Here is a 21,709-nt window from a genome sequence, read left to right as displayed (position 1 = left end):
TTTTCGTGGTTTTATTGACGCTCACCCTAAAGTTATCCACAGACCCGGTAAAGCGCCGGATCGTGGGTTCAGAGTCAGAGCAACGTGGGATCAGAGTCACTAGATCGTGGGTTCAGATTCACTTGAGTTCAAAAGAAGTGGATAAATTATTTAGTTTTCAATATCTTACTAAGGACGCCGTACACCCTTAACTAATAAATAACTATATTCTAACTAAAAAAATCGGACACCCTTATAAATCCATCATTTCTCATGATCTCAGCCCTTTGATTTTCATAGAAAATATCGGGTGATGTCAGTAGTTCTTCCATGTGTCGCGTTTTGTGGTACACTTGGGAAAACACAGCATATCGAGCAGATGAGACATGGCGATATCCTCGAAAGACGGGCTCCCACCCTATTTCAATATTGATCCCGACACGGCCCTTGCCGAGCTGGGCAATCCTTCCACCACGGCCAACTTCGCAGCTATTGCCAATGCCTGCACCCAGGGACGCCAAGACCTTGCAAGCCGAGGCCTTGAGGATGGTGAAGTACGGCATCTGCGTCTGTTTTCCACCTGGGAGATCACCCGCTATCTGATCCCGGTTGCGGCCCCTCATTTTCGCCGGGTGCTCAAGGCCAACCCGGATCTGCCACAGGGGCGGTCGGAATCCGAAGGTGGGGCCAAATGGTTCACCCTGGATGAGGTGCTGCGGCTCCGCACTCATTTTGCTTCGGAAGGATCGAAGGCCAAAGAGTACCGCCCTTACCGACCCGAAGGGCTGCCTGCCAAACTGGTTTCCGTCGCCAATTTCAAAGGTGGTGTCGGCAAGACCTCTACCTGCGCGCATCTGGCGATGTCCGCGGCACTGGACGGCTACAAGGTGCTTGTGATTGATCTGGACAGCCAGGGATCAATGACCTCTATCTTTGGCGGCAAGGTTACGGATGAATGGCAGACCGTATTCCCCTTGTTGGCGCGCCACTATGCCGGACATCTGCGCCGAGAAAACCAGGGGCGTTTGGACCGGGGCGAGCCCCCCCACCCTATCGATGACACGCTGATGGAGGCACTGGATACCCGCGCAAGCAGCCTGATCCAGAAAACGCATTGGCCCAATATCGATCTGATCGGTGCACAGCTGAACCTTTATTGGGCTGAGTTCCAGATTCCGGTCTGGAGAATGCAGGCGCGCGGCTGGAAGCTGTGGGATGCGCTGGTCGAAACGCTCGAGGCCGATGGTGTTCTGAACGACTACGACCTCATCTTCATCGATACCCCCCCTGCGCTTGGCTATCTGACGATTAACGGGCTGTCGGCGGCAGATATCCTGCTAGTACCGATGGGGGCCTCTTTTCTGGAGTTCGATTCCACGGGGCGGTTTTTTGACATGCTCCATTCCACTTTCCAGTCGATTGAGGAGGGTGAGAACATGGCGGCCCGTGCCTTGGGGCGCGATGAGATGGCCTTTGAATGGGATGCTGTGCGCACGGTGATCACCCGGTATGACGGCACGCAGCAGGCGGAACTGGCGGGGTTGATGCAATCCTATCTGGGTAGCGCTCTGTCGCCCCACCGGCAGGAATTCACGGCGTTGATTGGTCAGGCCGGGGAACAGGTTAACGGCATCTATGAAGCCGATTACCGGGACTTCAACCGTGAGACCTATGCACGGGGGCGCGAGACATTTGACGAAACCTATGCGGCTTTCAAGCGGCTGGTTGTGGGCGTCTGGCGGCGCGAGGAACTGGCCTTGCAGGCCGAACAGCACCCGGAGCCGGTGTCATGAGGTCCCTGCCCTGCCTGTGCGATGTTTCGCGCGCGAAACATGTCGGCCCTCCTTCCGGGGCGCCCGGAAGACCGCAGGCATTAGTAACCGCATGGCATGCAAAAGAGTCTATGACGGCCGGACAAGGAGAAACCTGAGATGGCAAAACGCAAACGGCTAACCCCCGCTCGTACCGATTTTCTGCCTGCTGACACCCCGGGCGCAGCGCCCGAGACAAAATCCATGTTTCCAACCGTTCAATCTGCGCCACCGATTGCGCAGGTCGCCGGCGATACGGCCTTGCAGGCCGCAGTGGATGACCTGAGTGCCGAAATCCGCACCGCCCGTGCCGAGGGTCGGTTGGTGCAGCAGGTGCCTTTGAATTCGATTGAGGAAACCCATCTGGTCCGTGACCGTATCCTGGTGGACGGGGATGAAATGGCCGCTCTGGTCGAAAGTCTGCGCGCACGAGGCCAGCAAACGCCGATCGAAGTGGTGAAGCTGGCTGAGGGGCGGTTTGGTCTGATTTCCGGCTGGCGCCGCCTGGCCGCGCTAAAGGCGCTGCACGCGGAAACAAGAGAAGAGCGCTTTGCCACGGTACAAGCGCTGCTCAGACGGCCCGAGAGCGCCTCGGACGCCTATCTGGCGATGGTCGAGGAAAACGAGATCCGTGTCGGACTGTCCTATTATGAACGCGCCCGGATTGCGGCCCGCGCGGCCGAGCAAGGTGTCTATCCGGATGAAGGCTCGGCGCTGCGGGGGTTGTTTGCGTCGGTCAGTCGGGCGAAACGATCCAAGATAGGCTCGTTCATTGTCATCTATCACGCATTGGACGACCATCTGCGCTTTGCCGCAGCGATCCCGGAACGGCTTGGGCTGAGCCTGTCAAAAGCGTTGAAGGAAGATCCTGCATTGGGTGCGCGCAGCGCCAGAGAATTGGACAAGGCGCAACCGGATACGGCTGAGGCTGAAGCGGCATTGTTGAGCCGCCTGTCGCAGGCGGGGAGTGGTAAAAAACAGGCTCTAAATAAGGACCGCAATGCGCTAACCAGTTCAGGCGAAACGATTGGACCGGTCACCCTGACCCGCTCTGCCAATGGTAAGTCCCTGACACTGACCGGGATGACCGATGATCTGCACGCACGGCTGAAGACGTGGCTGGCCGCACAGGTCTGAAGTGTTTCGCGCGCGAAACATCGCGGTTCCAATGCTTGCGTTGAATCAGCGGGCTGGCCATAACACTGAGAGTGTATGATCCGTTTTAAATTTTTGATTTGTGGAAGAGTTTCGTGTCAGTATCCGCGCCCAAAGTTTCCATTATTGTTGTTAGCTACAATACCCGCGAAATGACGCTGGAGTGTCTGCGTTCGGTTCAGGCTGAAACACGCGTACCCTATGAACTGATCGTGGTGGACAACACTTCAACCGATGGGTCTGCCGAGGCAATTGCCCGCGAGTTTCCCGATATCACCCTTCTGGCCGAAGGGGAAAATCATGGATTTGCAAAGGCCAACAATATTGCCGCCGAACGGGCGTATGGGGAATATATTTTGTTGCTCAATCCAGACACCGTGGTGCTGGAAGGGGCCATAGACAAGCTGGTCACCTTTGCCGAGCAGCGACCTGATGCCCGGATCTGGGGAGGGCGCACGCTGTATGGTGATCACAGCCTCAACCCGACCTCCTGTTGGCGTCGGATGAGCCTGTGGAACATCTTTTGCCGCACCTTCGGTTTGACCGGAATTTTCCCGAGTAGCCCGGTTTTTAATTCCGAGGCTTATGGTGGATGGGATCGCAGTGCCGAACGCCCAGTGGATATCATCACAGGCTGTTTCCTGCTGATTGGAAGGGAAGACTGGCAATCGTTGGGCGGGTTTGATTTGACTTTTTTCATGTATGGTGAGGAGGCCGATCTGTGTTTGCGGGCAGCGCAAATTCTTGGTGCCGCACCGCGCATGACACCTGATGCAGTGATTGTGCACTATGGTGGTGCATCCGAGAAGATACGCAGCGATAAGATGGTACGTCTTCTGAAGGCCAAGAGTGAGCTGATCACCCGACACATCCCCAACTGGCAAAGGCCCCTGGCGAAGGCACTCTTCGGATTTTGGCCTTTGACCCGGCGACTGGTTTTTTCGGTTTTGCGACCGGGTGGAGACAATGCGCTGGTGTGGTCGGAAATATGGAAACGCCGCCAGGAGTGGCGGCGTGGATTTTCGGGATAGAAGATCTATTGTGGTGTGATCTTACTCGAACAGCTTGCGTTGCGGTACAACGATCACATCGCCTGGGATCAAGACCGTACTGCCGGGAATGCCGCCGCCATTTGTGCGGTAGTTATATAGAAAAACTTGATCACCTCGACGTAGCTGGATGCGTTTATCAGCGGCAAAACGAGTCAATCCACCAGCTTGGGCAATCGCGTGCAGGATGGTCGTGCCTGGCGTTGCCGCCAGTTTCCCGGGGCTGGCGATCTCACCGGTTATATAAACTTCCTGCGTGTTTGGGAGTTCAGCTGCGATGGCCGCGGCTTCAGCCAAGGTGGCGACCGAAACAAAAACGGTCGGCGGCGCTGCGAAATTACTGGCCAGCGCATTGGTCAGTGCGCTTTGCAGTTGATCTGTGGTGCGGCCGGATGCACGTACGCTGCCAGCAAGTGGCACACTGATGGAACCGTCTGGCAATACAAGTGTGCTGCGGTTAAGAGTTTCGTCTTCAAGCACTTCAATGTTGAGTCTGTCACCCGATTTGATCCTGTAATTGCTTTGAGCCTGCGCTGCGACCGCAATGAGCATCATGACGAAAAATCCGAACAGAACCCTGAACATGGCTGGTCCTCACAAAGACTAATGTTGAATGGGCAGGTTAGCGCGTATCCATGCAGTCCGTAAGACCCGGTAGATTCATAGCCCGCAGGTTGTGGCCGGAATGCCCCTTGGAATTCAATTATCTGACCTGGTTGTCGAAACTGTATCCTGCTCAGAAGTCAAACGCGCGATCTCAGATTCTATGGTCTTTATTAGCGGGGCAGAGGGGGCCAGCTCTATAGCTAATTCAAAGATCTGCAGAGCCTCGTTATTGCGGTTCAGCGCGGCATAAGTTGCGGCCAAATGATATTGCACGATCGGGTTGTCTGGCAGTTTTTGGGCGGCTGGTTCCAGATGGACAAGCGCATCGTCAAAGTCGCCACGACGATAGGCGATCCAGCCATAGGTATCCTGAAAAGCGGGCACGTCTGTGTCGCGCAGTCGGCGGGCGATCGTATGGGCCCGCTCCAGACTTTCACTGTCTTCCCGGTATGTGCTCAGAAGGCTGGCCAGATTGTTGGCGAGTATTGGAAGGTGGCTGTTTTGGGAATAGAGCGCCTCATAGATCGTGATGGCTCCTTCGACATCGCCCCCGCGTTCCAGTGCGCTTGCCTTGACCCACTGTAGGTTGATACTGTCCGGCAGGGCTGCAAGTGCGTCTTCCAGTATCTGATTGGCTTCGTCCGTTTCGCCCTCAATGACTTTCAGCCGGTAAAGCGCCAGCCAAGCCTGTTCGGCTTCGGACCCGTCCTGCAGAACCCCCCGAAAGACGGTTTCGGCTTCGTCCAGACGGTTGTCCATGATCAGGACTGCCCCCCTGACAAAACGCAGATTCGGATCGTCAGGGGCCTTTTGCAGGGCTTTTTCGACGCGGGTCAGGGCAGTGCTGATTTCTCCCTGCCCGAGATAAGACCGGATCAGGCTAATCTCGGCCGCCTGTCCGGATTCTTCATCCTGTGCCGATATTTCCAGAAAGGACAATAGTGCTTCTTCATTACCCTGACCGGCTAGTAAACGGGCCGTGAGACTCTGCGTAAGGTTGAAGGTTGAGTCGCCGAAGTCATCCAGCCGATCTATAACCCCCTGTGCCCGTCCCCAATCCTGCAGGTCTATGTATAGGGCTCCAAGGGTTGCCAGTAGTTCGATATTGTTCGGTTGCGACTGCAACGCATTAATCAGAACGGATTCCGCATTCAGACCCTGGTCTTTGCTGGCCAGAAAAGTCGCGTACCGCAGCGATTCCTCAGGGGCGGCGCCAGAAGCCTCGACCGCTAGCGCCAGCATCTCGGCCATAAGGTCACGGTTGCCGTCGCGTTCGTGCGCGCTGGCCAAAAGCGTCATCAACTGTGCATCGCGCGGGCTTTCTCCAAGAGCTGTGCGCAGAAGAGAGATTGCATCTCCTGGGTGGTCGTCATCAATCAACCAAGCCGCCTTGAGCTTAATCGCCCCAACATGACGGGGGTCTGAGGCCATGACCTCTTCTGTAAGTGCCTGTGCCTGTTCAACACTACCGATCGTATTCAACATTCGGGCCAGTGTCGTTTTTATGTTGTTGGTTTCCAAAGATGCATCGGCGTTCACAAGGACGTCCTGCAATTCGGCAATGGCCGCCTCAGGATTCCCACTTTCATATGCGAAAATCGCCCGCAGGGATCGGTAGGCGGTGTCATGCGGACCAGAATTTTTGAGTGCAATGTCTAGTTCGGCGAGGGCGGCTCCCGAGCTGCGGTAGTCGTTGAGGAACCGGATCAACCTAATACGACTGTTGGGGCTGTTTGCGTCGGGATCGACTTTGGATCGCAGAAAAGCTTCAGCTGCTGCAAAATTTGCGTTCGAAAGATACCAGTTCAACAGTAGGGAATCGACATTTTGATCGTTAGGAAAGAGCGAGACCATGTCTAGCATTTGCGCTTCGACTCCGGCTGTATCGCCCATTTGGTGGAGCACGGACAGGCGTAACGTATAAAGTGCTGTGAATTCTGGTGACGTCCGCAGAGCTGCATCAAGAGCGTCCCGCGCTGCGGGCCAGTTCTGGTCTTGAATCGATTTGTCGATGATAACCTGATGCGCGCCGATCAGGCCCGGGTTCTGCGCCAGCAGCAATTGCGCAGAATTGAAGGCGGCGGTCTCCGCTGCTTTGTCCTTGTCAATAGAGGCTTGGCGGTAATTGAGTGCCACCAGAACGGAGCGGGCCTGCGGATCTTCAGGTGCGATTTCAACCGCGGCACGGCCATGACGTTCGACTTCGTCCCAGTCGCCAGTCTTCAGCGCCATATCTGCCAAGGCCTGCCGCCCTTCAAGATTGTCCGGATATTGTTCGACAAGCCGCAGGTACTGGCCGTAGGCCTCAGAGGCTTCGCCTTGTTCACGTTGCATCCGGGCGTAGGTTAAACGGGCCTCTTTATGACTTCCGTTCAGTTTGAAAACATTGCGAAACTCGACGGCCGCCCGATCGAAATCGCCGTTTTCCAGATGCTCCAGAGCGGTCTGATAATGTTTTTCCGCTCGTTCTTCTGCTGTGTCGCATGCTGCGAGCAGCCCTAGCCCGAAAACCAAGGCAAACCCCAGAAGGCGATTCTTTATCATAGTGCAATTTCCAATCACTCCACGGGTGGTATTTTTCCACCCGTGGGCAGTTGCATCAATATCCGGTGCAGCGTAGAACCACGCCAACGGTCCGTACAAGGATCGACAGATCGGTTTTTAGCGACAAAGTGTTGTAATAGTCAGTATCGTACTGAGCTCTGGCGCTGAAGGTCGTGGCGTTGCGGTCTGATACCTGCCAGGAACCGGTGATCCCCGGACGTAGTGCGTAGTAAGACAGACCGGGGTAGAGTGTCTTCTGATCCTCCATCATCGGGCGCGGTCCTACGATCGACATTTCGCCGCGTAGAACGTTCCACAATTGTGGCAATTCATCTAAGGATGATTTGCGCAGGAAACGTCCGATTGGTGTAATGCGCGGATCGTTTTTCAGCTTCTGGGTGCTTTCCCATTCCGCACGGGCGGCAGGGTTTGTATCTAAATAAGCTTTCAGCCGCTTATTTGCGTTAGGCACCATCGTGCGAATTTTGAGCATTTCGAAGATATCGCCATTCTTACCAATCCGTCGCTGACGGAAAAAGGGCGAAGCTCCGTCGCAGGAAGCAACCAGCGCGAAGAAGATGACCAATGGAAGTGCTATAGGTATCATCAGCACGACCAGAAAAATATCCAGCATGCGTTTAAAGCGATCACGATAGGCTCGTGAAAGACTCTGCGCGTTTGTGTGTTTTCTAAATTCCCCCGCCGTCGCCGATTCGGCAGCGACAAATTCTTTCACTTGAGTCGTCATAATAAAATTCACCCTGAACTCTCACAACAGTCTGCTCAAAACCTCTGTTGTCACTAGCTAATTCTTTTCAACGAACTAGGCGCTCTTCACCAACCCGGCTGCGCCTTTTACAAAAAACCCCCTGAATGTTGTTCTAGCAGCTTTTCCTTCGACTTTGTAAGGAATTTGGCAAAAAAGAGACACGAATTGGACTAACTTTCAATGGTGGATGAGCTTTTTTGCACAAATTTCTCTTGAATTATCCAAACATTTTTTCCTGCTGAGCATCAATGAACTTGTTCACAGCTGGTTGTCGAGTGCGAGAGCAGGATACCCTGCAGCCAGTGTCGATTGGCCGGTCAGTGACCTTGAAAGTTTATGCTCGGGGGGTATGGAATATAGGGGTGATGGTTTCAGGGGTAGAGCGAGTAGATGAGTGACGTGCAGGAGCAGCGGCGTGAAATCACCACTGCCGCAGGGTTTGGGCCGCCAATTGTAGAAACGCGGTTCGAAAAGTTACGCCGTGAGGTGCCTAATTTCATCCGCAAAAATCGCCGCTTGCTGCTTCGGCGTGCCTTTTGGCAAATCCTGCCGCAGTTGGCTGCGGCGCGGACTCGCAAGCGGGTTCTCATTGATGACGGTGTTTTTCGTTTCGTGGGTACGCATCACAAGGTGATGACTACTTATTTTTCTGCGGTGTTGAAGTTGCTTGGGTTTGGGTTGGGAGTGCCTTATGGCAAAATCTATTCTGATCATCCGATCCCACAAAAGCGGCTGGTGCTTGCTATGCATAGCAAGCTTTCCCTGCCGCAACTGGCACCCTATCGTGGAGTGCATATTATGCGCGATCCCCGCGATATGATTGTGTCGGGTTATCACTACCATAAATGGACACATGAAACCTGGGCGCGCCGCCCAGATGACAATGGAATAAGCTACCAGCAGAAACTCAACCAGGCAAATAAGGAAGAGGGTCTGTTTTTGGAAATCAACCATTTCATTTTCTTCTATCGCGACTTGCTGGAAAACTGGGATCTGGATGACCCTGACATTCTTGAAGTGGCCTACGAAGATTTGATGGGTGAGGGGCGTGATCAAATCTATCACAACATCTTTTCCCATCTTGGAGTGATCGACCGGGACCTGGACCTAGCCGTGAAACTGATGCGCCTGTTCGAAGCCGGCAGCCGCAGCGGACTTAAGGACGGGAAAGTGTCTGAAAAGAGCCACCTGCGCAGCGGGCGCAGCGGGCAATGGAAGGCCGAATTGAACGCCGATCACGTTGCCTATATCGAACGCGAGCTGGGCTCGGTGCTGCGCAAGTTCGGCTATTGAGTCTGGCGTGCCCCGGCCCGGCGATAGTCGGGTTTGCCCGGAGTCGCGGAGCGCGGAGAATCAGAAAACCGGGTATATCTGAGTGGTCGCCCATTTGGGGGGGGGGGAGTATCGGCTTCCGAGGATGCGTGGTCGCTTGTATAGAACCAGGCCCCCGCGCCAATCAAAAAGATGATGAAAGCATAGGCTGCGTCCCAGACATGAACTGTAGTCAGTGTGAATAGGACCGCCACAAGCGATACCAGATACCCCACGCGATAGCGCATCAACACCGGATCGGGTAATTGTGCCCTCAGGATTGCGATAAAATGCGCAAAAATACCCGCTACCAGAATCAAAAGGGCTGGAAGCCCGTGGCGCATCGCGACGAGCAGCCAAAAATTATCCACAGAGTCGGGAACCCAGTTAGGCCGTGGAAACGGGTTTATACCGATCCCGAAAACCGGGTTATTGAGCGCCGCGCGACTGCCGTATTCGAAAATTGCCATCCTCATCCAGCCACTGCGTGGGTTGAAAGTTGCATAAGCAAAGAGAACTTCAAGAGGGCTGCGGTTGGAGATCAGGTCGACGATGACATAGGCACAGACAGTCAAAACAGCGAGTGCCCACCAAGCGCCTTTTGTCAGCCGCCACCACAGTAGCATCATTATCTGCAAAACAACCGCGAGAAGGGGAGCTGATGATAAGGCCATGAATGTCATCGCCACCGCCAGCGATACGGCCAGAATACGCTGATATATAGCTCCTTCGAAGATGACCACAAAGTTTGCAACCATCACCGCACAGTAAAGGCCGAAGAGTATTGGGTGGCCGAATACGGCATAGACGCGCTCAAGCCCCATCCGGCCATGGGCGCTTTTGCCTCGGAATATCACGTCGAAGATCGGATCGAATAGTTTCGCGATGACGATCGTACCGGTGAAAAGCTCATATAGTGCGAACGGAAACAGAAAGATCAGCGATATCAGCCCGAATCTGAAGATGCGTCGAAAATCCTCTGATCTACGAACCAAAATACGGCCCAGGAAATAGGCCGATACGGTTTCGGATGCGTTTGCCACGCCGAGCGGAATGCGCGCAGCCCCATGATTCGCCGCGAGCGAGAGCACGATCCAAGCCGCGTAGCCTATGACCAACGCATCGGTTATGATTAGACGGCCTGCACGCCCCTGGAGGACTGCGATCATCAGGGGAAGCGCCCCTAGGAGCATGAACAACCGTAGCGGCGATAACCGCAGACCGGCGAGGTCGAACGAGATGGGCAGAAGCAGAACAACAAAAAACAGAGCCATGGCCAGACTGCCATTCGTGGCGGGTGGGGACATCGATGCGCCGCCGCCTGTTGCTTCATGTGCCATTCCGTTGGCCAATTCAGTGGCCCTTCCGTTTTCGTGCCATATTCGAAAATAATACATCTCTGACGTAAATGGACATTGTAATTCTTTCGAGGCCAAATGGTGGCTCTTCACAAAAAAGCCGCCCCTTGGGGCGGCTTTAATGGATTTTGAATACATTCCCGATGCATGCACCGGGAATGACGTCGATTTAGAGGTCAGGCGATGTCCAGCGGCTGCTGAATGGCAGTATCGAAGATAGTGACATCGGTCAGGGTACCGTCGAACCCGTAGTTCACCTCGTCATCACCGGTGTCGCTACCCCAGCCCATGCCACCAACCTGTAAGTATTCCTCATTGGTGGACCAATCCATGGAATTTGCCTGCTGACCAATCAGTTCACCATTCACCAGTACACCAACATTTTCGCCGTCGAAATAGGCCTGCACGTCATATTCCGTGTTGGCCTTTACGTTCCGGAAGACAAAAAGTGCGTCATCTTCGCCGTCCTGGAAGCGGACCTTGAGTTTGCCGTTGTGAATATAGGCGGTGAAGTGATCGCCGCCGCCCTCATAGCCTGAGGCGTCTTTGGAAACCAGGCCCTGCTTGCCGTTGACTTTGTCCGCCTCGAAGGTAAAGGCGATGGTGCCTTCATCAATCGCCAATCCGGATTCATGGGCCAAGTTGATGGCGTCACTTTTCGAGCCGTTGAACTCGTTATCACCTGTAAGCGCAAAGACGGTGCCGCTTGCAGGTTCGGTCGGTGTTTCGTTTTCGACCGGGGTTTCGGGTTCGGTAGGTGTTTCGTTTTCGGCCGGAGTTTCGGACTCGGCCGGAGTTTCAGGCTCGGCCTGAAGTGCGGCCGCAAGTCCGGCAGGATCATATTCATTTTCGACGATCACCACGTCCGAAATGGTGCCATCAAACACATTGTTGAAACCGGCTTCTCCGGTGTCACTGGCCCAGCCAAGAGCCCCAACCTGCAGGTACTCATTATTGCCGCTCCAGTCCATTTCGGTGTCGACCTGGCCGACTTTCTGACCGTTGAGCCAGACCGTCGCATCGCCGTTGCCGAAGCTCACCTGCAGATCATAGTCGGTATTGGCCTTGATGCCGTTCACTGTGATAAACGCATCTTCACCACCGTCCTGGAAGCGCAGTTTCAGAGTCCCTTTTTCGATATAGGCAACGAAGTGGTCGCCACCACCGGTGTAACCATATGCGTCTTTTGTCAGGATGCCGCGTTTACCCGAAACGGTATCCGCGTTGAAGGTGAGCGCAATGGTGGCTGCATCCACGTTCAATGCTGAATCCGGAGCAATTTCAATCACGTCCCCGGAAGAGGAAATCTCATGCGCACCGGCCAGGCTTAGAACCGCTTTGCCATTTGGGTTCAGGGCCGCATCGTCGTTGGAATCAGCCGGTTGAGACGGTTCCTCGGGAGTGACTTCTGGTACTTCGGGGGCGGGCTGTACCTCTTCGGCCGGCTCTTCTGGTGCAGGGGTGGGAGCAGGCGTAGAGGTGCTGTTGTCCCCTGATCCGGAGGTGCCGCTGAGCAGTTCGAGCAGGCGGGCATCGGCACCAAGACCGTTACCGAGCGCAAAGGGCGAGGAACTGGACTTGGGAATGAAGTCCTGCCAGTCTTCGCCATCACCCTGGAACAGCACGGATCCGTCGGTGCCTTTGTAGAAGTAGTTGTTGTTCTCGATCGTGGACTGCCCGGTTTCGTCCAGCAACTGCTTGGCCACGTTATCGCGCACGGTCACGCCTTCATTGCTGTAGCCGTCGCGATCAGCTATGCGGATGATCGCGCCGCCCTCACCTGGCCATGGAATCAGCGTGTTGTTTTCAATGACGACATTTTCCTGGCCACCGCTGATGTAGATCGAGTTCGGCGAGCCAACATTGATGATGTTGTTGTCGACTTGGATATTCTTGTAACCCTCGCCAATCGGGCCGCTCAGGAAGATACCTTGGGCATAGACGCTGCCAGTTGCGGGATCGTCATAAAGGTGGTTGCCGGTGAACCGCAGATCATGCGGCATGGCGCCGTCATAGCCGAACACCTGGATCATGTCGGGGTGCAGTGGACGATCGGCCGCGATATCGTGGAGATAGTTATCCTCGATCAGGCCGTGGTGGGAATCACCGGTGATCCGCATCAAGTCGGAGGCCGCGCCGTGAATGTCGTTGTTCGACACAGTGAAGTACTGGACATCGTTCAGGGTCAGCGCATTCGTGCCCCCCGAAATGTCGTTGTTGGCGACAGTCAGGTTGCTCACATCGCGGAAATACAGCCCGCTTGTGGAGGTGCTGTTGATGACGCCGATATCGCTGCTGTAGTTGTCAGCGCGCAGGCCTTTGGTTGTGATGCCATCAAAGGTAATGTTGCTCGCCCCATCGAGCTGGATGCTACCGTTGAAGTTGGCTTTGCCGGGGTTTGCTGCCTGGATCGTGACCATCGATGAGTAATCGTTGGTGATCTCGAGCCCGCTATAATTGCCGTCGGCAAGAATGATTGTGTCGCCGCCTTTAGCGCTCTTCAGGGCGCTGCTAAGCTGTGCGTCGTTTGAGACGGTGAAGGTTGACATTGCTGATGTGGTTCCTGTGAGTGTGAGTGGGTAGTACCAAGTATTGAATTCGTTAACGCACGTAGTACAACTTCGGTGTTTCCGTTTTCTGCTCGGCGGGCTGTCACCCACTAGCTGAGAGGCAGCAAGCAAAGCCCGTATGCCTCCCTGTAAGCTCAAAGAAGAACTCAAGGCCACCGTTGGCGAACGACTTGGCCGTTTCTTGCCGAAATTGGGGAAAAACTTTGGCGTACATGCGCGAAAGTTTGCGAATTTGGCCCAAATACAGGTTTACGTAAGGTCACGCGAGTGGAGACAGGGGAGCACAATCGCGTCTCCTGGGGGAGCTCGGCAATCTTCTGGCGTTAATGTATCGGGCAGATTCTCTCAAATCTGATGCGGTAACCCTCTTCAGGAGCGGTATCGTCGTTTGTCCCGGAAGATTCTTGTTAGCTGGGTATGCGGAACTAATCCTAGCGGGCGGTCTTGAGGCGGGCAGCGATGCTTCCAAGCTCCTGCCGTTCCTGAGTGTTGAGGCAGAACCCGAACAAGGTGGTGAGGTAGACACAGCCTCCCAGAGCCGAATACCCCAGTAAGGCGACCCAGCTTTCGGGAGGATCATAGAATTTCAGCGCAGACCAGATGATTGCCCCGCAGATGGCCGGAAGGCACCCGGGCAGCAGGACCTCTGTCCAGAAATCCCGGAAACTCCTGTCGGTCATTTTCAGGCAGAGCGGCCAGTAGTACCCAACCTGCATCCCGATCACCACGACAGTCAGTGACAGAGACATTCCGATTGCCCCCAGATCACTGTACCACGCCATTAACAGCATGATCAGGAAGGCAAAAATCTTGGACAGAAAGGCAGGCAGAAAAAATGGCCTGACCTGAGCAGTCGCCATAGCTGTCATCGACAGCAAAGCGACTGATTTTGTGAACGGAAATATGACCATAAAGAGCACAATGACCACTGAGGCCATGGAATACTCGGCGTCGCCCAGATAGAGGTTAATGAAATCATCAGCATAAACGATGAGCGGTACGGCGACCGCCAGCGATGTCCAAAGCGCATAGCGACCACCCCGGAATACTGTTCGTCCCAGCCTTTTTCTGTCTTCTAGCGCATTCATCGCGGTCAACACTGGCATCAACGGCTGAACTGCCCTGAGGACCATAGTGTCCAACTGGCGATAGAAGGTTGAGCCGATGTGGTAGCTGGTTACATCGACCGCCGTGCCATAAAGGTTCAGCAGGATGGTGGCAGCGTTTGTGTAAAAGATGTTCCCAAGCTTTCCGATTGCCGTCCAGATGCCAAACGATACGAGCTCCTTGGCCTGGCGCCTGTCAAACAGGCCGGGACGAAAGCGCAGTTGGGGCACCATCAGGCGCGAACGAATGACGGTTACGATCGTGTAGATGACCTCTGACGAGACCGTTGCCACGACAACCCAGATGACTTTGGGGCCGACCCCGACCAGCAGGGTGACCAGGAGGATGATTCTGACAAAGTCGCGCGCGATGCCAAGCAGGTTCAGTTCCAGAAACCGTTGGCGGACCACATATCCAGTACGAAATGGTACGGCCAGCATCTGCATCGCAAAGCTTATCACCAGCAGGGCCATCATGATTTGAGCGTCGCTGATCATCTCGGGGGCGATGTTGAGCACCTTCTCGATATTGGCCGCGAAGAGAAGACCTGCCATGAGAAAGACGCCCGCGGCAGCCGCCATGAGCGGGACAATTGAAGAAACAAGTTCGGTGACCCGGTCGAACTCGCCCTTGGCATATGCATCGACCACGTAGCGGTCGACGCCACCGGAAAAGAACGAGAAAAAGAGCGGTGCCACGACCATGATCGAAGTGACCACCGGCAGCACGGCAAATTCTTCTGCGGGTATACGCCTGAGAAGATACTGGTACGCCCAGAGCAGCACCGTTACGTTCAGGATCCGCGCGAGGATCGAGCTTGCCGAGTTGATCACGACGAGGCGCTTGGATACGGCGACGTTCTTGTGCCGGCTGTTTCCGGGGCCGGAATCCTTGTCATCTGACATTGCCGTCACCCTCCATTTCATGGATCGGCCTGGTTGCCCGAGATGCTCTGGCCAGTGCTATAGTGTTTCCCTGTTCAGTTGAATCGGTTTTCGGCGAATTCCGCCTAAAGAATGGGTAAAAATACATACAAAAATCTCTATGTCGGGATTTTGGTTACAAATTGGAAACACAAGGGTAGTAAAGTCTGGCGCGTACGGATGATTTCGTCAGACTGTTGGACCATCGATGTTCGGGGGGGTCTGATGTCGGCTCATCTGGAGTTGTGGTCACATAAAATACTAACTATCGTTCCTCAAATGTTAACGTGACCCGATCGGCAATACTATTCAAACGTTGATGAAGGCAAAGGCCAAACGGGATACGATGTGAAGAGTTCTACATGATATCTTATGGCGAATGGTTTTCTCCGAGCGTACTCTTTCCTAAGTATTACAGCCAATTTAGGCAAGAATCATGAGTGTTCCGATTAGTATCGGCCTGCCGGTTTATAACGGCGAGAAATATATCGATGACGCGATCCGGTCGCTGCGGGCACAGACCTTCGCGGATTTGGAGATAGTGATCAGCGATAATGCCTCAACCGATTCCACCAGAGATATCTGTCTGAGTCACGCAGCCGAGGATGACCGTATCCGGTATCATTGTCAGGACGAGAATGTTGGGGCGGCGGGGAACTATAACGAGACAGTTCGCCGCGCGTCGGGGCGGTATTTCAAATGGGCGGCGCATGACGACATGATTGCGCCAACCTTTTTGGAACGCTGTTTCGAACGTCTGGAAGATGATCCCCGCGCCAGTATTGCCTTTACCCGGATGCGGGAGGTTGATGCGGATGGTCAGTCGATGGGCGATTACTCGGCGCCAATAGTCTGGAACGGTAGAACTGCGAAACAGCGCCTTGAAAGCCTTCTGTGCAGTGCCCATGACCGGACTTATATTCGCCGCTGTGTCCCCATTACCGGGCTGATGCGGGCCGACATGCTGCGCCGGACCCGCCTGATCGGCCGCTTTAATCATTCCGACAAAGTCACGCTTGTCGAAATGGCGCTTCTGGGTGATTTCATCGAAGTGCCGGAATATCTGTTTTTTCGACGGATGCATGGACAGACTTCAGTGGCCGCAAACAGCACGCCGCAGGCACTTGCCGCCTGGTTCGACCCGTCTCGCCGTACACGTTTCGTATTGCCGCGCAGCCGATTGTTCATGGAGTTCGGGCGCGCGGTCCTGCGCGCTGACATTCCCGTGCAGCAGCGCATGGAGTGCCTGAGCCCGCTGACGCGCCTGCTGCGTCGCGACTGGCGGGTGTTTGGGGGAGAAATCAAGCAGGCGCTTGTCGCAAATGCGCGCCCTTCCGGAACGGCGTCCTGACAGATGGGCGGGCGGAAAGTCAGTGTTGTCATTCCCACGTACCGGGATACCGAGGGTCTTCTCAGCACTCTAGATGCGCTAAGTCGGCAGACTTATCCGGCTGAGTTTACTGAAATTCTGTGTATCGATAATACGCCGAACTTCGAACTGCGCGATCAGGCTGCCAGTCTGGCACCTGCACAGCTGTTGCACGAGCCCCGCCCCGGTTCTTATGCCGCCCGCAACCGGGGGATTGAAAGTGCAACTGGAGAGATTTTTGCCTTTACTGATGCGGACTGCTTGCCAGAACCGGAATGGCTCGCGGCCGGTATTGCCGAACTGGAGCACCATCCAGACGGCGCACTTATTGCGGGCAATATCAGGGTGTTCGCTGAAGACCCGGAAAGACCCACCCCGGTGGAGGTTCTGGAAATCCTCACGGCGTTTCCACAGGAGCGCTATGCGGAAAAAGACCATTTCGGAGCGACCGCGAACGTGTTTGTACCACGGTGCGTTATAGAGCGGGCTGGTCCGTTCACGGATACGCTTGCGTCGGGGGGGGATAACGAATTCGGAAACCGGGTTCATGCTGCAGGTTTCCCGGTGGTCTATGGGAGATCTGTCGTGGTGCGGCATCCCGCGCGGCAGAGCCTGCGTGCACTTTTAGCCAAGACACGCCGCGTCGTCGAAGGGGTTCACGTTCTCGAAAAAAAAGGCCGCTTGCCTGCGGGCCTTTCCCGAAAGGCGTTCTACAAAGATTTGCGCCCACCGGTCCTAGCCTGTTGGAGGCTTGTTAAAGCGTCGGGTCCGGGAAATGTTGTCCGACGGATCCGCGCGTCTGCTGCTCTGGTGATATGGCGTTATTACCGGGCGGCATACAGGTTGAAGGTCATGGTGAGGTCGAGATAGGTCCGCTGCGCGAAGCAGGTCTGCCGTGTTTGGGTTTAGGGCGGTGGGCCCGTTCCTGATGGCATCGTTGCTGCCCATTGCTAAGACGCAAAGCATATTTGAAGAGAGGTCTTACTTTAATGAAGATTGAAGAAACCGCTTTGCCGGGCGTTTTGGTCCTGACACCCACGCGGTTTGGGGATGCGCGAGGATTTTTTAGCGAGAGCTGGAACCGACGCAGGTTGGCTGAGCATGGAATCGAACTGGATTTTCTGCAGGACAACCATTCCCTGTCCGCTTAGATGGGCACAATCCGCGGCCTGCATTTTCAGGCACCACCCCATGCGCAGGACAAGCTGGTGCGCTGCGGACGGGATCGGCTTTTTGATGGGTGGTGGATATCCGCAAGGGATCACCCACCTATGGGCAGTGGGTGGGAGTTGAATTGTCAGCCGAAAACGGTCGCCAGATTCTGGTGCCCAAAGGGTTCCTGCATGACTTTGTCACGCGCGAGCTTGACAGGGAGATTTGCTATAAATGCACCGACTACTATGCGCCCGACTGCGATGGCGCGGTGCGCTGGGACAGTTGTGGCATCGACTGGGGGCTGACGGGCGATCCGATCCTGTCTGAAAAAGACGCCGCCGCCCCAGCCTTGGCCGATTTCGACAGTCCTTTTGTCTGGGAGAGTGCCGCGTGAAAATCCTTGTGACTGGTGGAGCCGGGTTCATTGGATCGGCCGTGGTTCGGCAGGCCATCGCTGCAGGGCATCAGGTGATCAATTTGGACGCGCTGACCTATGCCGCCTGTCTCACAATGTGGCCAGCGTGGCGGATTCGCCTGATTATGCCTTTTTAGAGGCTGATATTCGCGATCGCGTGACGCTGAACCGGGTGTTTGCAGAACATGCTCCGGACGCGGTGATGCATCTGGCGGCCGAGCCCCATGTGGACCGTTCGATCGACGGGCCCGGAACGTTTATCGACACCAAAATCCCTGGCACCTACACGTTGCTTGAAGCCTCGCGTGCCTATTGGTAGGCGCAGGATCAGCCCGAGGGATTCCGGTTCCACCATATCTCGACCGATGAAGTGTTCGGTTCGCTGGGTGAAAGCGGCATGTTTACCGAAGAGACCCCCTACGATCCGCGCTCACCCTATTCGGCGTCGAAGGCGGCCAGCGATCATCTGGTCCGCGCCTGGCACGAGACCTATGGGCTGCCGGTGGTGTTGTCGAACTGTTCGAATAACTACGGGCCGTTTCATTTCCCTGAAAAGCTGATCCCGGTGGTGATCCTGAACGCTTTGCCGTGCAAGCCGATCCCGGTCTACGGCAAGGGCGAAAATGTGCGTGACTGGCTGTATGTCGAGGACCATGCTGATGCGCTGCTGACCGTGTTGCAGAAGGGCAGGGTGGGGCGGTCTTACAACGTCGGCGGCGAGAATGAGGCCCGCAACATCGACCTTGTCCGCATGATCTGCGTTATGCGATTGATCCCACCCGCATCCGGTTTGAGCTGGGTTGGCGTCCCTCAGTGACGCTGGAGGAGGGGCTTGAGAAGACGGTGCAGTGGTATCTGGACAATGAAAGCTGGTGGCGCGCATTGCAGGACCGGCAGGGCGTGGGTGAGCGGTTGGGAGTAAAGGCATGATCCTTGCCTTCGGCCAGACCGGTCAGGTCGCGCAGGAACTGGCGTCGTATCGGGGTGTCGTCTGTCTGGATCGGCTTGAGGCGGGCTTGTCGAAGCCTGAGACCTGCGCCACAGCCATTCATGCACGCAAACCGCAGGCGGTGATCAATGCAGCAGCCTATACAGCAGTCGACGGGGCTGAGGAAGAGGAGGCACTGGCCACGCTCATCAACGGCGAGGCGTCCGGTACGATGGCGCAGGACTGTACAGAGCTGGGCATCTCGCTGGTTCGTATCTCAACCGACTACGTGTTCAACGGGGCTGGTGAATCACCGTGGATGCCCGGTGACGCCACAGAGCCATTGGGGGCGTATGGGCGGTCGAAGCTGAAAGGTGAACAGGCGGTGACCGGGGCAGGGGGGTGTCATGCGATCCTGCGCACCTCTTGGGTGGTCTCGGCCCATGGCGCGAATTTCGTCAAGACCATGCTGCGCTTGGGGAAGGAGCGTGACCGGTTGACCATCGTGGCCGATCAGATCGGTGGCCCGACGCCTGCGCGCACCATCGCAGGAGCCTATATGGAGATTGCCCGGCAGCTTGTCGACGACCCGGGCAAAACAGGAACCTGCCACTTCTCGGGTGCCCCGGATGTTAGCTGGGCCGGCTTCGCGCGCGAAATTTTTGCGCAGGCGGCTATCGACTGCGAGGTAGTGGATATTCCCAGCGTGGAATATCCGACCCCGGCCAGACGGCCACTGAATTCCCGGCTGGATTGTTCCAGTTTAGAGACTGTTTTTGGCACTCTTCGCCCGGATTGGCCGCAGGGGCTGACGGATACTTTGAAGGATTTGGGAGAGATTTGATGACACAGCGCAAGGGGATCATTCTGGCAGGCGGCAGCGGTACACGCCTTTACCCGATCACCATGGGGCTGTCGAAGCAATTGCTGCCGATCTATGGCAAGCCGATGATCTATTATCCGATCAGCGTGTTGATGCTGGCCGGTATTCGCGAGATCTGTATCATCACCACCCCGCAGGATCAGGAGCAGTTTCAGCGCACGCAGGGGAATGGATCGCAATGGGGCGTGACGTTCGGCTACAAGGTGCAGCCCAGCCCCGACGGTCTGGCGCAGGCCTATTTTCTGGCCGGCGCGCCCTCGGCGATGATCCTGGGGGTTTCGGCCATGGCCTGCCAAAGCTGATGGCTGCAGCGGATGCCAAGCCTGCGGGGGTCACCGTATTCGGATATCATATGGCCGATCCCGAACGGTACGGTGTTGTTGACTTTGACGAAGCGGGCCGGGCGCGTGAGATCATTGAAAAACCGAAGGTGCCACCTTCGAAATATGCGGTGACGGGGCTCTATTTTCTGGATGCCACGGCGTCTGAACGCGCGCGGGCGGTCAAACCGTCCTCGCGTGGCGAGCTGGAGATCACCGATCTGCTGCAATCCTATCTGGAAGAAGGTACGTTGCAGGTTGAAACCATGGGGCGGGGCTATGCCTGGCTGGATACCGGTACCCATGCCTCGCTGCTGGACGCGGGCAATTTCGTCCGCACGCTGGAGGAACGGCAGGGGCTGCAGACCGGCTGCCCCGAAGAGGTTGCCTTTCAGCAAGGTTGGATCAGCCGTGATGAATTGGCAGCTCAGGCCGAGCGGTTTGCCAAGAACGCGTACGGGGCCTATTTGGCGGGGTTGTTGCGGTAACCCGGGTTCAGAAGCCAAGTATCTGTTTGGGAAAGATCGCTTTGCGTAAAGCGAATAATTACTTGGCGAATGACAGTCCGGTCACCTGGAAATAGTGATTCTTAATTTGAGCCTTTGTTTCGCTTCAGGTGTTAAAGTTTCAAGAAATACCCGCCCCCCTTATAGAAGAAGGTTTGGCGTTGGATGCGGAGTGCCTTGGCTGATTTCAGCCTATCGCACGATGACCCGTTTCAGAAAATTTTCTCAGTTTTTCAAAGGGCTGCCATCATATCGCCTCTTTTTGCGATAGCGTATTGTAACGGAGGTGTCGTGTGCGGGGAAATGCCTTGCCACGAAATTGAACATGCGGCACATTTGCTCTACTTATAAGGGTGCTGCGCCATCTCCGCAGCTTGGAGTGTTCCGATGGGAATTCTTGTACTGGCCATTTTGACAGGTAGTATTGGAGCTGTAACGGCTCTGATCGCCGGCTATGCACCTCTTACGGTGCTGGCAGTCTATTGCGTAGCCGGGCTGGCCAGTATCCCTCTAGTTGTTTTGCCTTTGATGTGTGCTTGCGTATTGCGGAAGCGGTGGGCTGCTATCATGCATGAAAAACTGAACTCTGAAGCTTGATTTCTCAATCCTGAGATTTTCTGATTTGCGACCAAGCAGAGATTGGGTTGCGAAAACGGCAGCAACATCCGTCTGGAATCGCAAGGCGAGTGCATCTGCATTCTTTTTGGCGCGCGTCGATCCAAAGTTCAATTAACTGTGAAGTGCGATCGGAGCAGGTGATCTCCTGCATTGCGTGCGGCAGTTCTTTGGCCTAGCATGAATATGTGATATGTTACAAGTGTGTGGCGCTCGCTCAATTTATCCGGCGGGCGAGTGGGTATTGGATTAATGGTCTCTGACGATTTTCATGGTAATCCTGACCCGATCTGGGCATTTGCAGGGCCGGGAGAGGTTAGTTCTGGATTGGGCACT

At 55.4% G+C, this 21,709-nt stretch carries 14 protein-coding genes and 3 pseudogenes; 11 read left to right on the top strand and 6 right to left on the bottom strand.

Annotation, left to right across the window (positions count from 1 at the left end):
* Nucleotides 1-365 precede the first annotated feature (365 nt).
* The 3 genes from GOW98_RS21805 to GOW98_RS21795 all read left to right on the top strand — a co-directional run bounded on the left by GOW98_RS21805 (nt 366) and on the right by GOW98_RS21795 (nt 3,976).
* Entirely contained in the window at nt 366-1,772 is a 1,407-nt protein-coding gene (locus tag GOW98_RS21805; RefSeq protein WP_170336031.1) for an AAA family ATPase, read from the top strand.
* A gap of 138 nt (nt 1,773-1,910) precedes the next feature.
* Nucleotides 1,911-2,927 (top strand): ParB/RepB/Spo0J family partition protein, encoded by a 1,017-nt coding sequence (locus GOW98_RS21800; RefSeq protein ID WP_170336030.1) that lies wholly within the window; start codon nt 1,911-1,913, stop codon nt 2,925-2,927.
* A 170-nt stretch (nt 2,928-3,097) separates the two neighbouring features.
* Nucleotides 3,098-3,976, top strand: a complete 879-nt coding sequence (locus GOW98_RS21795; RefSeq protein WP_170336069.1) for a glycosyltransferase family 2 protein — start codon at nt 3,098-3,100, stop codon at nt 3,974-3,976.
* A 21-nt stretch (nt 3,977-3,997) separates the two neighbouring features.
* On the opposite strand, the gene GOW98_RS21790 is transcribed toward GOW98_RS21795, so the two are convergent.
* The 3 genes from GOW98_RS21790 to GOW98_RS21780 all read right to left on the bottom strand — a co-directional run bounded on the left by GOW98_RS21790 (nt 3,998) and on the right by GOW98_RS21780 (nt 7,904).
* Nucleotides 3,998-4,579, bottom strand: coding sequence for a polysaccharide biosynthesis/export family protein (locus GOW98_RS21790; protein ID WP_170336028.1), 582 nt, complete (start codon nt 4,577-4,579; stop codon nt 3,998-4,000).
* 114 nt (nt 4,580-4,693) lie between these two features.
* Nucleotides 4,694-7,144: a tetratricopeptide repeat protein gene (locus GOW98_RS21785; protein ID WP_170336026.1), complete on the bottom strand. Its 2,451-nt coding sequence runs from the start codon at nt 7,142-7,144 to the stop codon at nt 4,694-4,696.
* Nucleotides 7,145-7,199: 55 nt separating this feature from the next.
* Nucleotides 7,200-7,904: a sugar transferase gene (locus GOW98_RS21780; protein ID WP_367646882.1), complete on the bottom strand. Its 705-nt coding sequence runs from the start codon at nt 7,902-7,904 to the stop codon at nt 7,200-7,202.
* Nucleotides 7,905-8,312: 408 nt separating this feature from the next.
* Here GOW98_RS21780 and GOW98_RS26380 point away from each other — a divergent pair, with 408 nt between their 5' ends.
* The gene (locus tag GOW98_RS26380) at nt 8,313-9,206 is read left to right on the top strand and encodes a sulfotransferase domain-containing protein (RefSeq protein WP_170336021.1); all 894 of its coding nucleotides are present in this window, start codon (nt 8,313-8,315) and stop codon (nt 9,204-9,206) included.
* Here the strand turns inward: GOW98_RS26380 and GOW98_RS21770 are convergent.
* The 3 genes from GOW98_RS21770 to GOW98_RS21760 all read right to left on the bottom strand — a co-directional run bounded on the left by GOW98_RS21770 (nt 9,200) and on the right by GOW98_RS21760 (nt 15,164).
* A complete protein-coding gene (locus GOW98_RS21770) occupies nt 9,200-10,564 on the bottom strand; it encodes an O-antigen ligase family protein (RefSeq protein WP_170336019.1) in 1,365 nt (454 codons plus the stop codon). The genes GOW98_RS26380 and GOW98_RS21770 overlap by 7 nt on opposite strands.
* A gap of 194 nt (nt 10,565-10,758) precedes the next feature.
* The gene (locus GOW98_RS21765; protein ID WP_217359690.1) at nt 10,759-13,308 is read right to left on the bottom strand and encodes a LamG-like jellyroll fold domain-containing protein; all 2,550 of its coding nucleotides are present in this window, start codon (nt 13,306-13,308) and stop codon (nt 10,759-10,761) included.
* Nucleotides 13,309-13,583: 275 nt separating this feature from the next.
* Nucleotides 13,584-15,164 (bottom strand): oligosaccharide flippase family protein, encoded by a 1,581-nt coding sequence (locus GOW98_RS21760; protein ID WP_170336015.1) that lies wholly within the window; start codon nt 15,162-15,164, stop codon nt 13,584-13,586.
* Between the two features lie 454 nt (nt 15,165-15,618).
* On the opposite strand from GOW98_RS21760, the gene GOW98_RS21755 reads away from it, so the two are divergent.
* The 7 genes and pseudogenes from GOW98_RS21755 to GOW98_RS21725 all read left to right on the top strand — a co-directional run bounded on the left by GOW98_RS21755 (nt 15,619) and on the right by GOW98_RS21725 (nt 21,355).
* Nucleotides 15,619-16,533, top strand: a complete 915-nt coding sequence (locus tag GOW98_RS21755; protein WP_170336013.1) for a glycosyltransferase family 2 protein — start codon at nt 15,619-15,621, stop codon at nt 16,531-16,533.
* Between the two features lie 3 nt (nt 16,534-16,536).
* Nucleotides 16,537-17,421 carry a glycosyltransferase gene (locus tag GOW98_RS21750; RefSeq protein WP_170336012.1) on the top strand — a complete coding sequence of 295 codons (885 nt, stop codon included), beginning with the start codon at nt 16,537-16,539 and terminating at the stop codon, nt 17,419-17,421.
* Between the two features lie 119 nt (nt 17,422-17,540).
* Nucleotides 17,541-18,100: pseudogene (locus GOW98_RS26375) on the top strand (dTDP-4-dehydrorhamnose 3,5-epimerase family protein).
* Nucleotides 18,097-19,051: pseudogene (gene rfbB, locus GOW98_RS21740) on the top strand (dTDP-glucose 4,6-dehydratase). The pseudogenes GOW98_RS26375 and rfbB overlap by 4 nt, the downstream one beginning before the upstream one ends.
* Nucleotides 19,048-19,893: a dTDP-4-dehydrorhamnose reductase gene (gene rfbD / locus GOW98_RS21735; RefSeq protein WP_170336010.1), complete on the top strand. Its 846-nt coding sequence runs from the start codon at nt 19,048-19,050 to the stop codon at nt 19,891-19,893. Before rfbB ends, rfbD begins: the two are co-directional and overlap by 4 nt.
* Nucleotides 19,893-20,740 (top strand): annotated as a pseudogene (gene rfbA, locus GOW98_RS21730) (glucose-1-phosphate thymidylyltransferase RfbA). Before rfbD ends, rfbA begins: the two are co-directional and overlap by 1 nt.
* A 405-nt stretch (nt 20,741-21,145) precedes the next feature.
* Complete coding sequence (locus GOW98_RS21725) at nt 21,146-21,355, top strand: hypothetical protein (protein ID WP_170336007.1); 210 nt, start codon at nt 21,146-21,148, stop codon at nt 21,353-21,355.
* Nucleotides 21,356-21,709: the final 354 nt, after the last annotated feature.

Origin of the sequence: Ruegeria arenilitoris (assembly GCF_013032445.1) — a bacterium.
GTDB lineage: Bacteria > Pseudomonadota > Alphaproteobacteria > Rhodobacterales > Rhodobacteraceae > Ruegeria > Ruegeria arenilitoris_F.
This window is presented reverse-complemented; position numbering and strand designations above follow the sequence as displayed.